Origin of the sequence: Pseudomonas entomophila, from assembly GCF_013523165.1 — a bacterium.
Classification (GTDB): Bacteria; Pseudomonadota; Gammaproteobacteria; order Pseudomonadales; family Pseudomonadaceae; genus Aquipseudomonas; species Aquipseudomonas entomophila_A.
In genome coordinates, this window is record NZ_JAAMQI010000032.1 from 1 (window position 1) to 18,802 (window position 18,802).

General features: G+C 65.6%; 22 protein-coding genes. 7 read left to right on the top strand and 15 right to left on the bottom strand.

Features of this window, described 5'->3' with window-relative positions; all coding sequences use genetic code 11:
* Window positions 1-207: 207 nt before the first annotated feature.
* The 3 genes from G7Z99_RS18255 to G7Z99_RS18260 all read right to left on the bottom strand — a co-directional run bounded on the left by G7Z99_RS18255 (window position 208) and on the right by G7Z99_RS18260 (window position 1,752).
* Window positions 208-801, bottom strand: coding sequence for a tRNA-uridine aminocarboxypropyltransferase (locus G7Z99_RS18255; RefSeq protein WP_181096279.1), 594 nt, complete (start codon window positions 799-801; stop codon window positions 208-210).
* 179 nt (window positions 802-980) lie between these two features.
* Window positions 981-1,106 carry a PA1414 family protein gene (locus tag G7Z99_RS20020; RefSeq protein WP_308812303.1) on the bottom strand — a complete coding sequence of 42 codons (126 nt, stop codon included), beginning with the start codon at window positions 1,104-1,106 and terminating at the stop codon, window positions 981-983.
* A gap of 226 nt (window positions 1,107-1,332) precedes the next feature.
* Window positions 1,333-1,752 carry a transcriptional regulator gene (locus G7Z99_RS18260; RefSeq protein WP_181096281.1) on the bottom strand — a complete coding sequence of 140 codons (420 nt, stop codon included), beginning with the start codon at window positions 1,750-1,752 and terminating at the stop codon, window positions 1,333-1,335.
* A gap of 247 nt (window positions 1,753-1,999) precedes the next feature.
* Between G7Z99_RS18260 and G7Z99_RS18265 the strand changes: the two genes are divergently transcribed.
* The gene (locus G7Z99_RS18265) at window positions 2,000-2,401 is read left to right on the top strand and encodes a YgaP family membrane protein (RefSeq protein WP_181096283.1); all 402 of its coding nucleotides are present in this window, start codon (window positions 2,000-2,002) and stop codon (window positions 2,399-2,401) included.
* Between the two features lie 270 nt (window positions 2,402-2,671).
* Here the strand turns inward: G7Z99_RS18265 and G7Z99_RS18270 are convergent, their stop codons facing one another.
* Together G7Z99_RS18270 and G7Z99_RS18275 are read right to left on the bottom strand one after the other, a co-directional pair.
* Window positions 2,672-3,886, bottom strand: a complete 1,215-nt coding sequence (locus G7Z99_RS18270; RefSeq protein ID WP_181096285.1) for a hypothetical protein — start codon at window positions 3,884-3,886, stop codon at window positions 2,672-2,674.
* A gap of 42 nt (window positions 3,887-3,928) precedes the next feature.
* Window positions 3,929-4,378, bottom strand: a complete 450-nt coding sequence (locus tag G7Z99_RS18275; protein WP_181096287.1) for a YcgN family cysteine cluster protein — start codon at window positions 4,376-4,378, stop codon at window positions 3,929-3,931.
* A 143-nt stretch (window positions 4,379-4,521) separates the two neighbouring features.
* On the opposite strand from G7Z99_RS18275, the gene G7Z99_RS18280 reads away from it, so the two are divergent.
* On the top strand, window positions 4,522-5,115 hold the full coding sequence (locus tag G7Z99_RS18280) for a nitroreductase family protein (protein WP_181096289.1): 594 nt from the start codon (window positions 4,522-4,524) through the stop codon (window positions 5,113-5,115).
* A 119-nt stretch (window positions 5,116-5,234) separates the two neighbouring features.
* Here G7Z99_RS18280 and G7Z99_RS18285 read toward each other — a convergent pair whose 3' ends face one another.
* From G7Z99_RS18285 to G7Z99_RS18300, 4 genes are all read right to left on the bottom strand, one after another.
* Window positions 5,235-6,167 carry a D-2-hydroxyacid dehydrogenase gene (locus G7Z99_RS18285; protein WP_181096291.1) on the bottom strand — a complete coding sequence of 311 codons (933 nt, stop codon included), beginning with the start codon at window positions 6,165-6,167 and terminating at the stop codon, window positions 5,235-5,237.
* Window positions 6,168-6,395: 228 nt separating this feature from the next.
* Window positions 6,396-6,689, bottom strand: a complete 294-nt coding sequence (locus tag G7Z99_RS18290) for a YcgL domain-containing protein (RefSeq protein WP_181096293.1) — start codon at window positions 6,687-6,689, stop codon at window positions 6,396-6,398.
* A complete protein-coding gene (rnd, locus tag G7Z99_RS18295; protein WP_181096295.1) occupies window positions 6,689-7,819 on the bottom strand; it encodes a ribonuclease D in 1,131 nt (376 codons plus the stop codon). The genes G7Z99_RS18290 and rnd overlap by 1 nt, the downstream gene beginning before the upstream one ends.
* A gap of 116 nt (window positions 7,820-7,935) precedes the next feature.
* The gene (locus tag G7Z99_RS18300) at window positions 7,936-8,304 is read right to left on the bottom strand and encodes a 5-carboxymethyl-2-hydroxymuconate Delta-isomerase (protein ID WP_181096297.1); all 369 of its coding nucleotides are present in this window, start codon (window positions 8,302-8,304) and stop codon (window positions 7,936-7,938) included.
* Window positions 8,305-8,418: 114 nt separating this feature from the next.
* On the opposite strand from G7Z99_RS18300, the gene G7Z99_RS18305 reads away from it, so the two are divergent.
* Entirely contained in the window at window positions 8,419-8,655 is a 237-nt protein-coding gene (locus G7Z99_RS18305) for a YdcH family protein (protein ID WP_181096299.1), read from the top strand.
* A gap of 91 nt (window positions 8,656-8,746) precedes the next feature.
* Here G7Z99_RS18305 and G7Z99_RS18310 read toward each other — a convergent pair whose 3' ends face one another.
* Genes G7Z99_RS18310 through G7Z99_RS18320 form a run of 3 tightly spaced genes read right to left on the bottom strand, consistent with a single transcriptional unit; the run spans window position 8,747 to window position 10,570 of the window.
* Window positions 8,747-9,268, bottom strand: coding sequence for a DUF2937 family protein (locus G7Z99_RS18310; protein WP_181096301.1), 522 nt, complete (start codon window positions 9,266-9,268; stop codon window positions 8,747-8,749).
* A gap of 18 nt (window positions 9,269-9,286) precedes the next feature.
* Complete coding sequence (locus tag G7Z99_RS18315) at window positions 9,287-10,060, bottom strand: class II glutamine amidotransferase (protein WP_181096302.1); 774 nt, start codon at window positions 10,058-10,060, stop codon at window positions 9,287-9,289.
* A 15-nt stretch (window positions 10,061-10,075) separates the two neighbouring features.
* On the bottom strand, window positions 10,076-10,570 hold the full coding sequence (locus G7Z99_RS18320; RefSeq protein WP_181096303.1) for an MFS transporter: 495 nt from the start codon (window positions 10,568-10,570) through the stop codon (window positions 10,076-10,078).
* An 85-nt stretch (window positions 10,571-10,655) separates the two neighbouring features.
* Between G7Z99_RS18320 and G7Z99_RS18325 the strand changes: the two genes are divergently transcribed.
* Window positions 10,656-12,707 (top strand): S9 family peptidase, encoded by a 2,052-nt coding sequence (locus G7Z99_RS18325; RefSeq protein WP_181096304.1) that lies wholly within the window; start codon window positions 10,656-10,658, stop codon window positions 12,705-12,707.
* Here the strand turns inward: G7Z99_RS18325 and G7Z99_RS18330 are convergent.
* Window positions 12,704-13,012 (bottom strand): hypothetical protein, encoded by a 309-nt coding sequence (locus G7Z99_RS18330; protein ID WP_181096306.1) that lies wholly within the window; start codon window positions 13,010-13,012, stop codon window positions 12,704-12,706. The genes G7Z99_RS18325 and G7Z99_RS18330 overlap by 4 nt on opposite strands.
* A gap of 131 nt (window positions 13,013-13,143) precedes the next feature.
* Between G7Z99_RS18330 and G7Z99_RS18335 the strand changes: the two genes are divergently transcribed.
* Window positions 13,144-13,512, top strand: a complete 369-nt coding sequence (locus G7Z99_RS18335; RefSeq protein ID WP_060394586.1) for a YajD family HNH nuclease — start codon at window positions 13,144-13,146, stop codon at window positions 13,510-13,512.
* A 241-nt stretch (window positions 13,513-13,753) separates the two neighbouring features.
* On the opposite strand, the gene G7Z99_RS18340 is transcribed toward G7Z99_RS18335, so the two are convergent.
* On the bottom strand, window positions 13,754-14,881 hold the full coding sequence (locus G7Z99_RS18340; protein ID WP_181096308.1) for a GNAT family N-acetyltransferase: 1,128 nt from the start codon (window positions 14,879-14,881) through the stop codon (window positions 13,754-13,756).
* Between the two features lie 238 nt (window positions 14,882-15,119).
* Between G7Z99_RS18340 and G7Z99_RS18345 the strand changes: the two genes are divergently transcribed.
* Window positions 15,120-16,367, top strand: coding sequence for a putative porin (locus G7Z99_RS18345; protein ID WP_181096310.1), 1,248 nt, complete (start codon window positions 15,120-15,122; stop codon window positions 16,365-16,367).
* Window positions 16,368-16,905: 538 nt separating this feature from the next.
* Window positions 16,906-17,355: an REP-associated tyrosine transposase gene (locus G7Z99_RS18350; protein WP_181096312.1), complete on the top strand. Its 450-nt coding sequence runs from the start codon at window positions 16,906-16,908 to the stop codon at window positions 17,353-17,355.
* 54 nt (window positions 17,356-17,409) lie between these two features.
* Here the strand turns inward: G7Z99_RS18350 and G7Z99_RS18355 are convergent, their stop codons facing one another.
* A complete protein-coding gene (locus G7Z99_RS18355; protein WP_181096314.1) occupies window positions 17,410-18,531 on the bottom strand; it encodes a beta-ketoacyl-ACP synthase III in 1,122 nt (373 codons plus the stop codon).
* Between the last annotated feature and the right edge of the window lie 271 nt (window positions 18,532-18,802).

Sequence of the window (18,802 nt, forward strand, 5' to 3'; positions counted from 1 at the left end):
CTTGGTGCGGTATAACCTCAAGCGCCTCCACAGCTACAACGGCTACGAAACTCCCGTAGCCATGGAGGAAAAGCTCAAAGCGGCGGCATAAACCTTAATCGGTGTCCAAAATTACTTGACCAGTTCACCCCTGTGCCGCGATCGGCCCCGCAGGGGCCGTAAGACCCACCCAGTGATCACTCAGGATTCTCTCGCCTGCGCTCCGCATCACCCATGATTACGCGCAAACACCTCCGGCCCCATGGCCGCGATCTGCCCTTCGATCAATGCGTCGAATGGCCTGAGCAGCTCATCGAAATTTGCCGGCGCTTCCAGCTCGTTCAATGCCCGCGTCACGGCCTCGATGGTCGACAGGGCACCCTCTCCGGGCGCCTTGCGCAACCGGTAACGGGAGGGCGCAGCCTCGTCGCCCAGGCTCACCCGCGGTAACGTCGCCAATGCCGGATTCAGGTGCAGCAACTTGCGCGCCTTTCGCCAGGTGCCGTCCGGCACCACCAGCAGCAACGGCCGGTCTTCCGGACGCGAAGGTTTCACCACCTGCGCCCCTTCTCCTGGGAACAGCAGCACGGGCCGATAGCCCGGCGTCGCCAGCCAATGGGACAGCTGGTCGAACACCTCGCCGACCTGCAGCTCTGCGTTCGTCAGCCCCAGGCTCGCCAGACGCGCGGTATTCAGCGCATGTCCCACTTCGCTCGGGTGTTGCAGCAACAACACGCGGGTACGGCTGGGCAACTGGGGAATCAACGGGCATAGGCAATGGTGGAGCGGCCGCAGGCAGCGCTCACAGCGGGGTCTTGGCATGGGGGTCCTGGAGGGCTGCAAGCTACGAGCGAGTGCGGCTGAGGGTCAGTGATGAATCGCCCCATTCTAAGGCGCTGCAAGGTTCGTGGCGAGCCGTGCCGTTCAAGGCAGCGCCTGTCGGCCCCTAGCTTGCAGCTTGCGCTTGCGATGTTCAGCTCACGGCCTGGTGCGGGCGCCGCTCAACGACGCTGCCCAGGGCGACGACACTTGTCATCCGTGGGGATGGGCACCGGCTGCAAGGGCGGTGGGATGAGACCCAGCGCAACGGCCAGGTCATGGAGCCACGTGTTCATACGGTTTTTCATAATGCCCCCTTGACGGGTCAGGCTCACGGTCTAACGGTTCTGCGGCGCTTCCTACAGATCATAGCGCTATCTCCGACGGAGCGCGCCGATCCGCTCCTGCAGATTGTGCCAAGTGTGCCGGGTATCGGGCCGCTTGTGCGAGTCCCGATGGTCGGCCAACTGTTTCGCCTTGTTGCAATATGGACCGCACGCTCGCCCACCGTCGCTCGAACGTGCCCGGTTCGCATCAGATCGCGCCGTTGGACAGCTGAGGGTCGGCGGTCACTTCCTTGAACACTTCCACATCGAGTGCATCGCCCTGCTTGTCGAGGGTGCGGCGTGGGCGGTCGTCGCCGGGAATGCTGCTGTCGATCGCACTGAGCAGGCGCGAACCCAGCTCGGTGAGCATCAAGCCGCCCGACTGCAGGTCGCCTGCCGGTGACGACGACGCCAGGTAGCCGCGCTCGAGCAACAGTGCCGTGTATTCACGCGCCTGGGTGTCGAGCTGGGTCGCGTCCCGGGCGGAACGTCCCTTGGCAGCCAGGGCATCGACCAGCGCCTGCGGATCGGTATTAGGCGTCATGCTTTGGTTCGTGCCCTTCTGGATGTTCTGAAGCAGGTGTTCGATCAGGTCCCAATCGTATTTTTTTTCTGTCGATTCAGTCATGGACGCAGTCTCCGAGGGTGACACCGTGGGTTCATGCATGAGACCGAGCGTCGGCACCGGTTGTTCGATTCGATCGGAGGCCGAGGGACGACTGACAGGTCTTTTTCGCGGTCGATCACGCCAGATGGCGACGGTTTGTCGATCAGCGCCGGTGGTGTTCACCCGTGTGCATGCACCTGAGCAACCGAACTGAACGCCTCGACTGCTCGGTGGGTCTGCTGCTTACACTTGAACAGGAGACTTTGCCATGCTCGATCTTCATTCCGATTCCAAGAACGTCCACGGCCTGGAACGCGCCGGCTCCCTGGCGGGCGGCGCGCTGATGGTCAGCAAAGGCCTGCGCCAAGGCGGCTTCCTCGGCCTGATCCAACTGGCGGTGGGCGGCCTGGCGCTGGCCCGTGGTTTCAGCGGCCATTGCGCGGCCAAGAGCTGGCTGCACCGCCAGAGCAACGAGATGCATGGCCTGCGCTCCGACATCGAGGACAGCGCAGACAAGCTGGTCCGCCTGAAGGACAAAGCCGTCGACACAGTGAGCGAAAAGGCCGAGACCGGTGCGGACAAGCTGTCGCGCCTGAAGGACAAGGCCGTCGATGCAGTGAGCGACACGACCGTGACCGGTAACGAGACGCTGTCGAACCCGAAGCTGTAAGGACGAAAAGCGGTCGTCTGAGCGATCGCGGCGTCTGACAGGCCATTGCCGGCAAGCCGGCTCCCACAGGTTCAGCTCAAGCCTTGCATTGCCTTGCAAGCACTGGCCCGCTGTGGGAGCCGACTTCCTGGCTACCTCTACACCTCTACACGGCTGCCGCCAGCCTGTGATTGCCCTCCAGCTGTTGCCGACAACCTACCGCCGCCAACCTGTGGGAGCGGGCTTGCCCGCGATGAGTCCGAAGCCACCCGCTTTATCCCCACTACCGCGCTAGTGCAGCGCCGGCGACTCCAGCACGCTTGAACCCCGCCCCAGCACCTGCTCGCTCAACTGCACGAATTCTTCCGTACTGACATTCGGCAAGCGCATCAGCGCGCGAGTCACGTCGTCCAGGGAGCGCTTGTCATGGCTGTACACCCGGATCTCCTTGTCCAGCGCCTGCAACAGCAGCACGCCGCGCGCCACTTGCGCCGGGGTCGCCTGATCGCCGCGCAGCGTCGTGACGCCCTCGGCCTCGGCATGCAGGCGACGCTGCAGCACGTGGTAGCGGTCATCGCTCAAGCCACCGGCCCGGTGCAGCACCACCATGGCGTAGTAATCGACCAGGCTTTCGCCCAACCAATCGCTGCGCTCGCGATCACGCACCTGGGCGAAGGCCTCGACCAGGCCACGCAGCAGCGGGCTGCTGCCGTTCTCGCTGACCAGGGCACGCCCGCTGTTGAGGTACAACGAGCGCGGTGCGGCCACGGCGGTGCGGCGCATCGGGTCGTGTGCACCGACCACCAGCAGTTTGGGCAGGGGGCGCGGAAACACGGCCTGCAACTGGGGCCAGACGAAGGTCATCAAGGTCAACGTGTCGAGGCGACGCATGCCTTGCCCACGCGGCGCTGCGATGGTCACTTCGGTCTCGCCCAGGCGTGCACGCCGGCTTCCCAGGGTGCCTGCCAGCATCCAGCCCGTCGGTCGATCGAAACGCCGGGACACGTCGTCGATGCGAAAGCGCTGCTTGCCGATGCGCGGCCAGGCCGTCTCGATGCTCTTCCAGCCCTTGGGCAGCTCCACGGTCAAGCGGGCGACCAACTCGACCCCATCCTGCTGGTCGAGCCGCGCCGGGGGCACCAACTGCTCGCCGCGAAACAGCGCCCAATGGGGCGTGAGGCGGGTGTCATAGTCGCCGTTGGCCGCTTGCTGGGTCAGGCGCACGCGGTACACCAGGCTGCTCTTGCCCGCGGACGGCGCCCACAGGCCACGCTGGCCCTGGCGACCCAACGTCCATTGGCCATCGCCGGCGAAGTCGCTGTAGGCACCGCGCTGCCCCAGGTTGAAGTCCAGGCTGCGCACCGCACTGCCATCGGCCAGCGTCACGCGGACTTCGGCCTGACCGCTGCCGGGCAGCAGCCGGACGTGGTAGTCCAGGTCGACCTTGCGCGCCCAACTGGGTGCGCTGACACACAGGCACAGCAACACCATCACTACACGATGCATTCGAAGCTCCAGTCGAGGCGAAAAGCGGATGTCGAGGCGCGCTCAGCTGGCGCGGAAGATCAGGTAGTCTTCCCAATCGTCTTCGGCCACGTTCTTTTCGCTGAGCATGCGGCCCGATTGCGAAATGCGTTGCACGTGGACCTGGCTGCGATCGCCGCAGACCAGGTGATGCCAGTCCGGCAGGTCCTTGCCCTCGCTGACCAGCCGGTAGCCGCAGGTCGCTGGCAGCCAGGTGAAGGCGTCGGCCTTGCCCGGCGTGAGCTGGATGCAGTCAGGCACGTGCTCGAAGCGCTGGGGGTAGTCGCTGCACTGGCAGGTGCCCAGGTCCAGCAGCTTGCAGGCCACCCGTGTGTACCAGATGCTGTTGTCGTCCTCGTCCTCGAGCTTTTGCAGGCAGCACAGCCCGCAGCCGTCACAGAGCGATTCCCACTCCTGCGCGTCGAGTTGATCGAGGGTCTTGCGCCGCCAGAAGGGCGCGGTATCGGCATTCATCACACGGGTTCCTGCAGTGAGCTCGGAGGCCGCCAGGCGCGGCGGCGCCAGTCTAGAGCCTGATCGCGACCATTGCCAGACCGCTTGTCAGGGTTGGGGCAACCCAGTAGCGTGCGGGTTTGCCCACCCTTCCAGGAGCCTTCATGAGCGCCAGCACACGTATCGCCGACCATGCCATCGACGAGCAATTCATCACTCGCTGGTCACCGCGCGCCTTCAACGCCGAGCCGATCAGCGAACAGACCGTCCTCACCTTCCTCGAAGCCGCCCGCTGGGCACCTTCGGCCTACAATTCGCAACCGTGGCGCTTCCTCTACGCACGCCGCGACACGCCGAACTGGACGCGCTACCTGGACCTGCTGGTGCCCTTCAACCGTAGCTGGGCGCAGCATGCTTCGGCCCTGGTGGTGATCGTGTCCAAGACCACCTTCACCGCACCCGGCGCCACCGAGGAGAAACCCGCGCTGTGGCACACCTTCGACACCGGTGCGGCCTGGGCACACCTGGCGCTGCAGGCCAGCCTGAGCGGCTGGTACACCCACGGCATGGCCGGCTTCGACAAGGAGCTGGCCCGTCGCGAGCTGAAGATTCCGGAAGATCATGAAGTGCATGCGATGATCGCCATCGGCAAGCTGGGCGACAAGGTCAACCTGGCCGAAGCCCTGCAGGCCCGCGAGACCCCGAGCCCGCGTCGGCCCCTGAGCGAGTTGGCGGCTGAGGGGGATTTTTCGTTGTGATGTAGGGGGATGCGAGCTGCGAGCTGAGTCTGGTGGCGGAATTGGCTCTCGAGATAGGGGGGCCGGTTTCTAGTCTCTGGCTTCTGGCTTGAAGCGTGGCCCCTCCTCCCTTTCCCTTCTCAATAACCCCGCTCGAAGTCGACCTCGCCCTGGAGGGGTTGGCCGTGTTGGAACGCGTGCAGGTTTTGCAGGAACAGCTGCGCCATGGCAGGCGGTGACGTCGGGGCGGCGGTATGGCCGGTCAGCAGCAGGTTCGGCGTACGCCAGAACGGGTGATCGCACGGTGGCGGTTCCTGGCGGCAGACGTCCAGCACGGCAGCAGCCAGCCGGCCCTCGGTGAGGGCTTCGCACAGGTCGGCGTCGACCACGGAGGCGCCGCGACCGGCGTTGATGAACACGGCACTGGGTTTGCAGCGGCGCAGCAGCGCGGTGTCGTAGAGGTCGCGGGTCGCGGGTGTGTCGGGCAGCAGGTTCAGGAGGTAGTCGGCCTGCGGGAGACCGTCGGCCAGCGCGCTCAAGGGCCTGACGTGTGCGAATGGTGGCTGCTCACGGGCCTGGCTGGCGATGCCGTGCAGGATGACGCCGAAAGGCTGCAGCAGCCGAGCGACCTGCTGGCCGATATCGCCAATGCCGACGATCAGGACGGTGCGCCCTTGCAGGGTACCACCGGGGCGTGTGTCCCACCGCCGTTCAGCCTGAGCGCGCGGCAAGGCCAGGAGTCGGCGCTCGTGGGCCAGCAGATGGCCCAGCACATACTCGGCCATGACCTGGCCGAAGAGACCGACGGCGCGGGTCAGGCGGTAGGTGCGAGGCAAGTCGGTGGCCAGCAACGGGGTGATGCCGGCCCAGGTGGACTGTACCCAGGCTGGGGGCGGCGCCTTGCGCAGAAGGTCGGCCAACAGGTCGGGCTGGCCGAGCCAGATCGGACAGTGAGGGGCGTGCTGGGCGAGTTCGACGGGGTCTGCGCTGGCGGTGATGCGCACGGAGGGGTTGGCGCTGGACAGCAATTGGGTATAGAGGGCGTGGTCGTGTTCGGCGAGAAGTAGGCGCATGAAGGGGCTGCCTGTTCAGGGGAAGGCGCCGGGCGGGACGGTGGAATCTGGGTAGAGTCGTGCCACGGCTGGAAGGGTGATCGTGGCGGATGAGGCTGGGATTGGCCAGCCATTGGTGCGGCTGATTTCACGGCCCCTGCGGGCCCGATCGCGGCACAGGGGCCGCTCCCACACGAGAACGGCGGCGTCCTGGCAAATCAGCACTGCGGTCGGCGGTGTTCTGCCGCGTCAGACCGGGTCGTTACGCCGCAGCAACTCCTCGGGCAGATGCTCGATGTACTCGTCGTCCGGCGGTGGCATCTGCAGGTGATACCCCTGGCCATCGAGGTTCTCCAACACCTTGACGATGTCTTCGCGGGCCAGCTTGCGCTCGGGCGAAAGCACCAGGTCGAAGGCGTGCACCGGGGTGCCGAAGAACGGCAGCAAACCTTCCGGGACTTTATCCAGGCCGTCGGCCTTGAGCACGTACAGGTACATCTCGTTCTTGCGCGGGCTCTTGTAGATCGAGCAGATACGTTTCATCAGGATTCTCCAGCGCAGGCCAGGCTGTCGAGCAGGGCCTGGCCCATGCGTTCGCGACGCCAGCCGCGCAAGGCGTCGGGCAATTGATAGGGGCCGTTGGGGTAGCCGCTCTTGAGCAAGGCTTCGAGGGCCTTCTTGCGCAGCATCAGCTCTGGCGCGATGCCCAGCCGCTCGCCTTCGGCCTGGCCGATGGCACGCAGGCGCTTGAGCACGCCCGAAGCTTCGATCGGCAAGGGTTCGGGCAGCGGAGCCGGCCACTGGTCGGGCGGCGTGGCGGCGGCCGTGCGGATCAGCTCGAGCAGGGTCTCCCCGTCCTGGCGCAGGGTACGCGGGTGCATGTCCTCGATCTTGGCCAGCGCCGTCAGGGTGCTCGGCTGGTTCTTGGCCAGCGGCCAGAGCGAGTGCTCGCGCAGGATGCGGTTGCGCGGCACGTCACGGCTGCGCGCCTCGCGCTCACGCCAGGCGCACAAGGCGCGCAGCACGGCCAGTTGCTGGCGCGACAGCTTCCAGCCCAGCTTGACGTCGCGGTACAACAACTCCGGCTCGACCTCGCGGCGCAGTTGCGCGACCAGTTCGGCGCCATCATCCAGCACCCAGGCGAACTTGTCGTCCGACAGGCGCGGTTGCAATGCGCTGAACAGCTCGGCCAGGTGCACGGCGTCCTCGGCGGCGTAGCTGACCTGGGTGTCGGACAAAGGCCGCTGCAGCCAGTCGGACCGCGTCTCGCCCTTGGGCAGCTCGAGCCCCAGGACTTCTTGCACCAGGCGCGAATAGCCCATCGAGAACCCGATGTTCAGGTAACCGGCAGCCAGCTGCGTATCGAACAAGGGCTGGGGCAGCTTGCCGGTCAGGCGCAGCAGGACTTCGAGGTCTTCGCTGCAGGCATGCAGCACCTTGACCACCGCAGGGTCGTCGAGCAGTTCGGCCAGGGGCTGCCAGTCGTCGATCAGCAGGGGGTCGATGAGAAAGGCGCAGCCTTCGTCACCGACCTGGATCAGGCCGGCCTTCGGGTAGAAGGTGTCGACCCGCATGAATTCGGTATCCAGTGCCACGAACGGGCGTCGGCGCCAGGCCCGGCAATGCTCGGCCAGACTCTGGTCGTCGCGTATCCAGTGTATTTCGATGGCCACAAGGTTCTCCCACAAACAGTGGCGCGCAGTATATACGGCGCGGGCCATGCACGGGAAACCGGGGCCACGCCGGCAGGCAGGCGCCGGGCCTGCGCGTCGGCACCACGCGTGGCGCGCTAGTGCACCGGCAGGTGCAGCTTGACGTAGGTCTGCGGGTCCAGTTCGTGGAGCTCGACGCTGAACTGCACGTCCACCTCGGCAGAGGGGCCGATGGAGTCGCGCAGTACGTCCAGCAGCGCGCTGGTCAGCTGTTTCTTCACCAAGGGGTGGCGCCCGGCCATGATCGCCAGGCGGACATGGGCGAACCCACGCGGCAGCGGCGAAGTCCCGACCCGGAAATGGGTGACGGCCTGCGCCCGGCTCTTGATGTCCAGTTCGTCGGCGAACTGCCCGCTGGCGACCAGGGCCTGGTTGAGGCGCAGCAGGAGCACGTCCACGTTGAGGTGGGTCAGGTTGGCGCTGTAGTCGAGGTTCAAATGCGGCATGAAGAACGTTCCAGGCAATGAAGGCGTCTGCCAAGGCTAGCGCACGGTGGGAACCTCGCCAGGCAGCGGGTCTCAAACGTCATGATCCTGCCAATCCCTGAACGAGGTGAAGAGATGCCAGTCCCGCACGATCTGCTCGCTGACCTGCACGTGACCGAAGAGGCCTTCCAGGCGCTCATCGACAAGGATGCCGACCTGCATCGACTGCACAAGGAGTACAACGCCAGTGACAAAGCCGTCGTGGCCGCGGAAAACACCGGCAAGGCCGACGACGAGGTGAGCCGGCTGCGCAAGGAGCGATTGCTGATCAAGGACAAGATCGAACGCCTCGTGCACCCGCCCCAGGCCTGAACCCACCGACCGCAGGCCAGGCGTCGCTTCGGTGACGGCACGGCTCAAGGTCTCGAGAACAGGGGGCAGCCGCACACGGCTGCCCTCCCCGCTACCGCCAGCTCTCCTTCACCGGCTCACGCCGAAAGCCGAGGATCAGCCGACCCAGCAGCACCAGCACGCTCTCCACGAGCAGTGCCAGCACGAACCCCAGGCCGATGCCCCACCCGACCGCTTCAGGCACCAACAGCACCTGGTAGGTGTAGCCGTCCAGCGTCTCGTCCCGCAGTTGAGGATCCGGCGTCACCAGCACGTGCCAGGTCCGGCTGGCCCAGGGGCCTTGCAGCTGTCGCCATTCCTCTTCCAGCACCTGGTTGCGCGTCAACAAGCTCTCGATGCTGTTGGCATCGCTGTTGAACACCGGATCGTCGCTGGTGCGGTAATGCCGGACCAATGCCTGCAGGTCGCCATTGAAGAAGCGTTGCGCGGTCTGCTGGAAGCCCTTGAGCGCTTCACGCGACTCGAGCAGGTGCGCCTCGACCCGTTGCGTGTAGCTGTCGATGAAGCCGGGTACCTGGACACCGACCAACAGGCCGAGGGTGAACAACAGCAATCGAAGATAGCTTCTGAACATCAAACGGCTTCCCTGGCTTCAGCTTTGCCCGTGGGCGACGCACTCGCCGTGCCGCCACAGGGCCCATTGACCTGGCGCATAGCGCTGCCAGGTCTCGTTCTCGGTCAGCGGTTCGGTGGCGATCACGGTGACCACGTCGTTGGGCGTGGTCTCGGACTGGAAATCGACGATCACGTCGACGTCCTTGAGCCGAGCCGGGCCGAACGGTGCACGGCGCGTGATGTGGACCAGCTTGGTCGAGCAGAAGCAGAACAACCAGTCGCCATTGCTGAACAGGCAGTTGAACACGCCCTTGCCCCGATACTCCGCACAGGCTTCGACCAGCACCGGCAGCAGCTGTTCCACCTCCACGGGGTCGGGGAATGCGGTGCGCACGCGGTTGAGCAGGTCGCAGAAGGCCGCTTCGCTGTCGGTATCGCCGACGGGTCGGTAGAAGCTGGTCGAGCCCTGGAACGCCGCCAGCTGGCCATTGTGCGCGAAGCACCAGTTGTGGCCCCACAGCTCACGCACGAAGGGGTGGGTGTTGGACAGGCAGACCCGGCCGACGTTGGCCTGGCGAATGTGGCCAATGACCACCTCGCTCTTGATCGGGTAGCGCTGCACCAGGTTGGCGACTTCCGATTCGCTGCTGGCGGTCGGGTCCTGGAACAGGCGCAGGCCGTGGCCTTCGTAGAACGCGATGCCCCAGCCGTCGCGGTGCGGGCCGGTTCGTCCGCCCCGCTGCATCAGGCCAGTGAAGCTGAAGACGATGTCGGTCGGCACGTTGGCGCTCATGCCCAGCAGTTCGCACATGGTCGGGGCGCTCACTCAGAGACGGGGTTCGACGCGCCCGCCGGCCGGAGCCGGCGACGCATCGCGGTAGCGGTCCTGGCGATCGGCGACCAGCGAGGGTTCGACGGCAGGGGCCGCGTAGGAGGCGTCGGCCGCCGTCTGCTCGGCACGCTTGGCGTCTGCCTCGGCGCGCGCCTGGCGACGCTTGAGCCACGGCCAGCGGATGAGCGCGAACACGCCGTAGAGCACGAAGGCGATCATGCCGTACATGGCCAGGTCGGAGGCCGCGCGCAAGGCGTTGTTGCCGACCTTGAAGGCCAGGTCCAGCACGACGATGGCGATGGCAGGGGCGAAGCTGTCCTTGGCCGGGTCGACGATGGTCGGTGTCAGCAGCAGCACCGCCAGCACGACCCGCAGGGGCTCGCGCAGCCAGCGCCACATCCAGCCGGTGAACACGAAGCCCACCAGCAGGCAGCCCAGGGCCGCGACGACGTAAAGGCCCCAGGCCAGCTGATAATCATGTTCGCTCATGGTGTATGGGTGCATGCCAGGCAAAGAGAGGCCTATGATAAACCCTTTTCGGCGCGCAGGCGCCCCCACGCCAAGAGATCGCCCCATGCCCGTCACCGAGACCGTCCACCACGCCCCGATCGCCCGTCAGGACGAAGGCGCGGACCCTTACGCCTGGCTGCAGGCGCGTGACACCCCCGAGGTGCTGGCCTACCTGAACGCAGAAAACGCCTACACCGAAGCCTGCCTGGCCGACCAGGCGCCCCTGCGCGAGCAGCTGTTCGAGGAGATCAAGGGCCGTATCCTGGAGACCGACCTGTCGCTGCCCTCCCCCTGGGGACCCTGGCTGTACTACACCCGCACCACGGCCGGCGATGAGTACCCGCGTCACTACCGCTGCCCTCGTCCGGCGGACGACGCGCTGACGGTCGACCCGGCGCACGAACAACTGCTGCTCGACCCCAACGCCCTGGCCGAGGGCGGGTTCCTGTCGCTGGGTGCCTTCAGCATCAGCCCGGATCACCGCCTGCTGGCCTACAGCCTGGACACCTCGGGCGACGAGATCTACCAGTTGCAGGTCAAGGATCTGGCGACCGGCCAGGTCACGCCACTGCCGTTCGAGGACTGCGACGGCAGCATGACCTGGGCCAACGACAACCAGACCCTGTTCTTCACGCAGCTGGACGAGACGCATCGCCCGTTCAGGCTGATGCGTCATCGCCTGGGTGAAGACGGGGCACAGGTGGTGTTCGAAGAGCCCGACGGTCGCTTCTTCCTGCATTGCTACCGGACCAGCTCCGAACGCCAGCTGGTGCTGCTGCTCAACAGCAAGACCACCAGCGAAGCCTGGGTGCTGGACGCCGAGACGCCCCAGGCGGACTTCACCTGCCTGGCGCCCCGCAGCGAAGGGCATGAGTACTACCCCGACCATGGTCGCCTCGAGGGCCAGTGGTGCTGGTTCATCCGCACCAACCAGGACGGCATCAACTTCGCGCTCTACCAGGCACCCACCGAGCCGGTGCCGAGCCGCGCGCAGTGGCAGCGGCTGGTCGCGCACCGGGACACGGTCATGCTCGACGACGTGAGTCTGAACGCCGATGCCGTGAGCCTGAGCCTGCGCGAAGGCGGCCTGCCGATCATCGAAGTCCACCCCCAGGGCCTGCCGAGCTACCGCGTGCACCTGCCCGATGCGGCCTACAGCCTGTACGTGCAGGACAGCCTGGAGTTCGACAGCCCGCGCGTGCGCCTGCGCTACGAGGCCTTGAACCGACCGGCCCAGGTCCGTCAGCTGAACCTGGCCGATGGCGCCCAGCAGGTGCTCAAGCAGACGCCGGTACTGGGCGAGTTCGACGCCGACGACTACGTCAGCGAACGCCTGTGGGCCACCGCGCCCGATGGCACCCAGGTCCCGATCAGCCTGGTCCGTCGCCGCGAGGACGTCGGCCGCGAGGTGCCGCTGTACCTCTACGGCTATGGCGCCTACGGCAGCAGCCTCGACCCGTGGTTCTCCCACGCACGCCTGAGCCTGCTGCAGCGTGGCATGGGCTTCGCCATCGCCCACGTGCGGGGCGGCGGCGAATTGGGTGAGGCCTGGTACCGGGCCGGCAAGCAGGCGAACAAGCAGAACACCTTCGACGACTTCATCGCCTGCGCCGAGCATCTGGTGGCCTGCGGCGTGACATCCTCGGCGCGGCTGGCGATCAGCGGCGGCAGCGCCGGCGGGCTGTTGATCGGCGCGGTGCTCAACCTGCGTCCCGCGCTGTTCCGCTGCGCCATCGCCGAAGTGCCGTTCGTCGATGTGCTCAACACCATGCTCGACCCCGAACTGCCGCTGACCATCACCGAGTACGACGAGTGGGGCAATCCGCAGGAGCCGGAGGTGTTCGAGCGCATCAAGGCCTACGCGCCCTATGAGAACGTCAAGGCCCAGGCTTACCCGGCCATGCTGGTGATCGCGGGCTACAACGACAGCCGCGTGCAGTACTGGGAAGCGGCCAAGTGGGTGGCGCGCCTGCGCACGCACAAGACCGACGACAACCGCCTGCTGCTCAAGACAGAAATGGGCGCCGGCCATGGCGGCATGAGCGGGCGTTACCAGGGGCTGCGGGACGTGGCGCTGGAATACGCGTTCGTCTTCGAGGAACTGGGCGTGGCCTAAGGGGCGGGGTCGGTCCAGCCTGGTGCATCCAGCCCGGTGGGTGACGGTTGCACCGGGTCGGGCCGCAGGCCGGGCAACGGCTGGTCCTTCGGTGGCCCTGGGACGGGCATGGGCAGCAGCAAGGGCGCACCTGGTCGCCCGTCACCGGCCCTGACCGGCGTGGCGGGGGTGATCTGCGGATAGGGTGTCGGCGTGGCGGTGCCGGGTGAGCCAGGCACCGGCACGCTCGAGCGGGGCGGTTCGGCGGCCGCATAGGCGGTCGTGGCGCCGATGAGCGCCAGCATGACGAGAACCAGAAGACGCATCGTTCACCTCCTGTCGGTAAGGTGGCTCCAGCCTACGCCCAACCGCGCGTTTTTGCCTGTCCGTCGTGGCAGTCGCCCGCTAGAATTCAAGGCATCACCGTCATCCGCCTGATTAGCACAAAGGACTTACCATGAGCACGGCCTCCTCCGCTGCCGCCACCGCCCGCCTCGACCGCATCCTTGCCGACGCCAAGCGCGACAAGGAAATGGGCTACCGGGACAAGGCACTGAAAATGTATCCGCATGTTTGCGGTCGTTGCACCCGCGAGTTTTCCGGCAAGCGCCTGTCGGAGCTGACCGTGCACCACCGTGACCACAACCATGACAACAACCCGCAGGATGGCTCGAACTGGGAGCTGCTGTGCCTGTATTGCCATGACAACGAGCACTCGCGCTATACCGACCAGCAATACTTCGGCGAAGGCTCGCTGAGCAGCCCGAAGACCGCGACCGCGACCCACAACCCGTTTGCCGGGTTGGCGGATCTGTTGAAGAAGTAAATTGGGCGGGTGAAGGTGACGGGGTGTCCTGGCGGATACCGCGTCGCCTTCATCGCTGGCAAGCCAGCTCCCACAGGACTCCCTGTGCCTGGTCTGGCTCGGCTCATCTCACCGAACGACTGTCGGCTGCATTGGCCCTTTGTGGGAGGCTGCATTGGCCCTTTGTGGGAGCGGGCTTGCCCGCGATGGCGTCAGGTCATGCACTGCCTTCATCGCGCGCCAGCCTTTCCTGGGCCTGAGTTCAACCTTGCCGATACGGCAACGCCTGGCGCGCCGCCTCGGCATAGCCCAGTACACCTTCACGCTCCTGGACCAGAAACTCCTCCACCGCCTGGCGCAGGCCTGGGTGCAGCAGGTAGTGCCATGACCGCGTGATCACTGGCTCGAACCCGCGGATCAGCTTGTGCTCGCCCTGGGCGCCGGCGTCGAATCGCTGGAAACCCTCACGAATGGCGAACTCCATGCCCTGGTAGAAACAGGTCTCGAAGTGCAGCCGGTCGAATTCGTCCAGGCAGCCCCAATAGCGCCCATAGAAACTGTCGCTGCCCACCAGGCTCAGGGCCATCGCCACGTCCTGCCGGCCTTGGCGTGCGATCACCACGCGGATCGCCTCGGGCATGCGTTCGGCCAACAGGCTGAAAAAGGCGCGCGTCAGGTACGGCGGACGCCCGCGCACCCGGTAGGTGTTGGCGTAACAGGTGTAGACGAAATCCCACTGCACCTCGCTGAGCTGGTCGCCCCGGTACCAGTCGAACGTCATCCCCTGCCCGGCGACCTGCTCGCGCTCCTTGCGCATCTGCTTGCGCTTGCGTGAGCTGAGCGCGTCGAGGAAGTCCTGGAAATCCCGGTAGCCCTGGTTGCGCCAGTGAAACTGACAGCCCAGCCGCTCCAGCCAGCCCGGCAACTCGCGTAGCGGCGCGTCGGTGGCGGCGTCGGTGAAGTTGATGTGGGCACCCGAGAGCTGCGCCTGGGTCAGGTACTGCGGCAAGGCCTGCAGCAACAGCCGGGCATCGGCCGGGTCGGCGGCCAGTAGCCGTGGCCCGCCGACCGGGCTGAACGGCACCGCGCCGAGCAGTTTGGGGTAGTAGGCGATGCCAGCGCGCTCGCAAGCCTCCGCCCAGCCGTGATCGAACACGTACTCGCCGTAGGAATGCCATTTGCGGTAGGCCGGCAGCACGGCGCGCACCTGGCCGTCGCGCTCCAGCACCAGGTGTTCGGCCGCCCAGCCGGTCTGCCCGCCGAGGCTGCCGCTGTCTTCCAGCGACGACAGGAAGGCGTGTCGCAGGAAGGGTTGATCGGCAGGCACCTGCGCATCCCACACGGCCGGTGGCAGGTCGCTCAATCGGGCAAGGCTGTAGAGGCTGGTCACAGAAGAAGACTCGTGGCGAGTGAGCCGACAGTATCGCGGAAGACATCGCCCGGACTCAAATCGCGGCCCGCTCGCTTCATCACATAGCCATCAAAGAGACATCAACCTGTCATTTGCCCTCGCAATACTTGCGCCTGTTTTCCGGAAGCCCAGAACCTGTCTAGCCAGGCACTTTCCGGCGACATGCCAATTCGGGGCGGGCGCCAGCCTCCCCACCTTTTTCAACAGGGAGAACCGTATGCGTCTTGTTTCTACACTCACCGGAGCGAGCCTGTGCACCAGCGTGCTGCTGGCGCTGAGTACTCCGGCCAGTGCGGCCGTCGACGCCAAGCTGCTCGAAATGCTGCGCGCCAACGGCTCGATCAATCAGGCGCAATACAACGAACTGCAAGGCGACCTGGCCAAGGAAACCCAGGAGAAGGCCACCCAGAAGGCTCAGTCGGAACGCCTGAATTCGTTTGAACAGAAGGTCGCCTGGGCCGCCAAGACCCAGATCAAGGGCGACGTGCGCCTGCGCTACGAAGACGTCAACGTCGAGAACCCGACCTCGCGCAGCAACAACCAGGACCGCGAGCGCGTCCGGGCGCGCCTGGGCGTCTACAGCGAGATCAACCCTCAGGTCGATGCCGGCATTCGCGTAGCCACGGGCAGCGGGGCCGATGCGCGTTCGACCAACCAGAGCCTGGACAACTACTTCGAGAAGAAATCGCTGTGGGTCGACCTGGCCTACCTCGACTGGCACCCGACCGGCGTCCCGAACCTGCACCTGATCGGCGGCAAGATGCCACAGCCGTGGGTGAGCATGGGCGACGTAATCTGGGACAGCGACATCAACCCCGAAGGCGTGGCCGCCACCTACAAGACCGACCTGGGCGGGGTCGAGCTGTTCGGCAGCGCCGGTCACTACATGCTCAAGGACAACGTCGACGGCGACGGTGTGCAGTTCAAGCATGACCTGCAGTTGTACGCAGGCCAGCTGGGCGCCCGTTTCGCACCGGCCGACACGGTCAAGCTGACGCTGGGCGGCAGCGTGTATGGCTATGACAACGATGACTCGTCCGCCCCGCTGCTGGTCAACGGCAACACCACCAACCAGTTCAACCTGGTGGAAGGTTTCGGTCAGCTGGACTTCACCGGCCTCGCCATTCCGCTTTCGGCCTATGGGCAGTACGTGGTCAACACCGAAGCCGACGACAGCGAGGACACTGCCTGGCTGGCGGGCCTGAAGACCAAGCTCGGCGCCTTCGGCATCGACTACAACTACCGCGACGTGCAACGCAACGCGGTGGTCAGCGCGTTCACCGACTCGGACTTCGCCAACGGCTTCACGGGCTCGCGTGGGCACAAGATCAAGGTCGGTTACGAGATCGACAAGAACTTCTCGGTAGCGGCGGCGTACCTGGCGGCCAAGTCGGACCGCTCGAACCTGCCGCGTAACGATGCGAACGTGGATACGGTGCAGGTGGACCTGGAGGCGAAGTTCTGAGCCTGATCTGAAACGGCTTGGATGGAGGCGGAAGGCTGGATGGCTTCCGCCTTTTTGCGTTGTGGGTGCAGTGTTAGGCACGTGACGTCGGCGTGGCTGATTTGTGGGCCCTGCGGGCCCAATCGCGGCACGGGGGCCGCTCCCACACCCGTAGTGCCGCCGCCGTTGTACCGCCTATCGCGGTTCCTGTAGGAGCGGCCCTGAGCCGCGATTGGGCCCGCAGGGCCCATGAAATCAGCCATTAGCTATTGTCAGGTGAGCTAGTCAGAATCAGAAACACAGACCACTGCAAACCTCCCACACCCGTAGTGCCGCCGCCGTTGTACCGCCTATCGCGGTTCCTGTAGGAGCGGCCCCTGTGCCGCGATTGGGCCCGCAGGGCCCATGAAATCAGCCATTAGCTATTGTCAGGTGAGCTAGTCAGAATCAGAAATACAGACCACTACAAACCTGGGCAATGATCGGTAAAACAGTCATCCCCGCCCCGGATCCCCCATCCTCTAAGCTTCCTGGTCTCTATCTCGCCAAGGAGGCCACCATGCCCTACCCCGCATCCCATCGACTGCGCCGCGGTCGGTTTTCAGAGCCTGGCCGCATCTACCTCATCACGACCGTCACCCATCGGCGAGCGCCGCTGTTTCACTCGCTCAAGGCCGCCAGGCTCGTCATCCGACACCTGCAAACACGCCCCGGCGAATTCGATACCCTGGCCTGGGTCTTGATGCCCGATCACCTGCACTGGCTGCTCCAGCTGGAATCGGCCAGGCTCGCGCGCGTGGTGCATGGCTTCAAGTCCTGCAGCAGTGCGGCGCTGTTCAAGGCAGGGTTGGCGTGCGGGCAGGTGTGGCGGGCGGGTTATCACGATCGGGCGCTGCGTCGTCAGGACGACATACGAACCGCAGCGCGCTATATCGTGGCCAACCCGCTGCGGGCAGGCCTCGTGGACCGGGTGGGCGCTTATCCGCATTGGGATGCGGTGTGGTTGTGAACGGCCTGGACGGCCCTGCGCTTTCGAGAAACGAGGCCAGCCCATGACCTGCCTTTACCGCTTGCGCAACACCACGCTCCCGATCGAATACCCCGCCCCGAACGAACTCAACACCCCCAACGCCCCCGGCGCCAGGTCGTCCTGGTACAAGTGGAAGGCGATCACCGAGCCGGCCGAACTGGTGTTGGCGTAGCGGTCGAGGATCACCGGCGCCTCGGCTTCGGTCGCCTCGCGGCCCAGCAGTTTCTTGACGATCAGCTGGTTCATGCTCAGGTTCGCCTGATGCAGCCAGAAGCGCTGCACGTCCTGGGGCTGCAAGCCTTGCTCGGCCAGGTGCTGGCCGATCAGCTCGGCGACCATCGGGCAGACCTCGCGGAACACCTTGCGGCCTTCCTGGACGAACAGCTTCTCCTGGGCCAGGCCGTCATCCGCTTCGGCACGGTTGAGGAAACCGAAGTTGTTGCGGATGTTGTTGGAGAACTGCGTCAGCAGTTTGGTCCCGAGGATCTCGAAGACCTGATGCGAGACGGCCTGGTCGGCCCGCTCGATCACCAGCGCGGTAGCAGCATCGCCAAAGATGAAATGGCTGTCGCGGTCGCGGAAGTTCAGGTGGCCGGTGCAGATCTCCGGGTTGACGACCAGGATCGCCCGCGCCTGGCCCAGTTGCACGCTGTTGGCGGCGGTCTGGATGCCGAAGGTGGCCGAGGAGCAGGCCACGTTCATGTCGAAGGCGAAGCCCTGGACGCCCAGCGCCTGCTGCACTTCGATGGCGATGGCCGGATAGGGACGCTGCAGGTTGGAGCAGGCGACGATCACCCCGTCGATGTCGGCGACGCTGCGACCGGCACGCTCGAGCGCCTGGTGGGCGGCAGCCACGGCCATCTCGCAGAGGATCGAAGGCTCGTCGTCGCTGCGTGCAGGCAAGTGCGGCTTCATGCGCTGCGGGTCGAGGATGCCGGCCTTGTCCATGACGTAGCGGCTCTTGATGCCGGAGGCCTTCTCGATGAAGGCGGCGTTGGATTCGTCCTTGGCCTGCAGGTCGCCCTGGGCGATAGCCTCGGCGTTGTCGCGGTTGTACTGGTGCACCCAGGTGTTGAAAGACTCCACCAGCTCTTCGTTGCTGATGCGCTGGGCCGGGGTGTAGAGCCCGGTGCCGCTGATCACGACGTTGTGCACGCTCGTTCCTCTTGTTCTATGGCCCGCGCGATGGCGTCGGCCTGGATCGGGTGGAGTGGACGGCACGCTGTGCCGGTTGGGTCAGAGGCCTGGATTCTAAGCCGCTGCCGGGAGTTGGCAGCAAGTTTTACACAGAATGGGCAGGTGGAGGTGATAGCGGATGTGACAAGGTTGCCATTTTGGCGCTGCTTCTTGGCCTATTGCTGTCGGAGGCTGTCCGGGAGGGTGGCGGCTTCGCTGTGTTGCCGACAGGGTGAAGGTTGAACTGTCG

What these genes read in the sequence shown, in the direction of transcription:
- G7Z99_RS18255 (WP_181096279.1), bottom strand. Translation starts at nt 801, where the DNA reads ATGCCAAGACCCCGCTGTGAGCGCTGCCTGCGGCCGCTCCACCATTGC.
- G7Z99_RS20020 (WP_308812303.1), bottom strand. Translation starts at nt 1,106, where the DNA reads ATGAAAAACCGTATGAACACGTGGCTCCATGACCTGGCCGTTGCGCTG.
- G7Z99_RS18260 (WP_181096281.1), bottom strand. Translation starts at nt 1,752, where the DNA reads ATGACTGAATCGACAGAAAAAAAATACGATTGGGACCTGATCGAACAC.
- G7Z99_RS18265 (WP_181096283.1), top strand. Translation starts at nt 2,000, where the DNA reads ATGCTCGATCTTCATTCCGATTCCAAGAACGTCCACGGCCTGGAACGC.
- G7Z99_RS18270 (WP_181096285.1), bottom strand. Translation starts at nt 3,886, where the DNA reads ATGCATCGTGTAGTGATGGTGTTGCTGTGCCTGTGTGTCAGCGCACCC.
- G7Z99_RS18275 (WP_181096287.1), bottom strand. Translation starts at nt 4,378, where the DNA reads ATGAATGCCGATACCGCGCCCTTCTGGCGGCGCAAGACCCTCGATCAA.
- G7Z99_RS18280 (WP_181096289.1), top strand. Translation starts at nt 4,522, where the DNA reads ATGAGCGCCAGCACACGTATCGCCGACCATGCCATCGACGAGCAATTC.
- G7Z99_RS18285 (WP_181096291.1), bottom strand. Translation starts at nt 6,167, where the DNA reads ATGCGCCTACTTCTCGCCGAACACGACCACGCCCTCTATACCCAATTG.
- G7Z99_RS18290 (WP_181096293.1), bottom strand. Translation starts at nt 6,689, where the DNA reads ATGAAACGTATCTGCTCGATCTACAAGAGCCCGCGCAAGAACGAGATG.
- G7Z99_RS18300 (WP_181096297.1), bottom strand. Translation starts at nt 8,304, where the DNA reads ATGCCGCATTTGAACCTCGACTACAGCGCCAACCTGACCCACCTCAAC.
- G7Z99_RS18305 (WP_181096299.1), top strand. Translation starts at nt 8,419, where the DNA reads ATGCCAGTCCCGCACGATCTGCTCGCTGACCTGCACGTGACCGAAGAG.
- G7Z99_RS18310 (WP_181096301.1), bottom strand. Translation starts at nt 9,268, where the DNA reads ATGTTCAGAAGCTATCTTCGATTGCTGTTGTTCACCCTCGGCCTGTTG.
- G7Z99_RS18315 (WP_181096302.1), bottom strand. Translation starts at nt 10,060, where the DNA reads ATGTGCGAACTGCTGGGCATGAGCGCCAACGTGCCGACCGACATCGTC.
- G7Z99_RS18320 (WP_181096303.1), bottom strand. Translation starts at nt 10,570, where the DNA reads ATGAGCGAACATGATTATCAGCTGGCCTGGGGCCTTTACGTCGTCGCG.
- G7Z99_RS18325 (WP_181096304.1), top strand. Translation starts at nt 10,656, where the DNA reads ATGCCCGTCACCGAGACCGTCCACCACGCCCCGATCGCCCGTCAGGAC.
- G7Z99_RS18330 (WP_181096306.1), bottom strand. Translation starts at nt 13,012, where the DNA reads ATGCGTCTTCTGGTTCTCGTCATGCTGGCGCTCATCGGCGCCACGACC.
- G7Z99_RS18335 (WP_060394586.1), top strand. Translation starts at nt 13,144, where the DNA reads ATGAGCACGGCCTCCTCCGCTGCCGCCACCGCCCGCCTCGACCGCATC.
- G7Z99_RS18345 (WP_181096310.1), top strand. Translation starts at nt 15,120, where the DNA reads ATGCGTCTTGTTTCTACACTCACCGGAGCGAGCCTGTGCACCAGCGTG.
- G7Z99_RS18350 (WP_181096312.1), top strand. Translation starts at nt 16,906, where the DNA reads ATGCCCTACCCCGCATCCCATCGACTGCGCCGCGGTCGGTTTTCAGAG.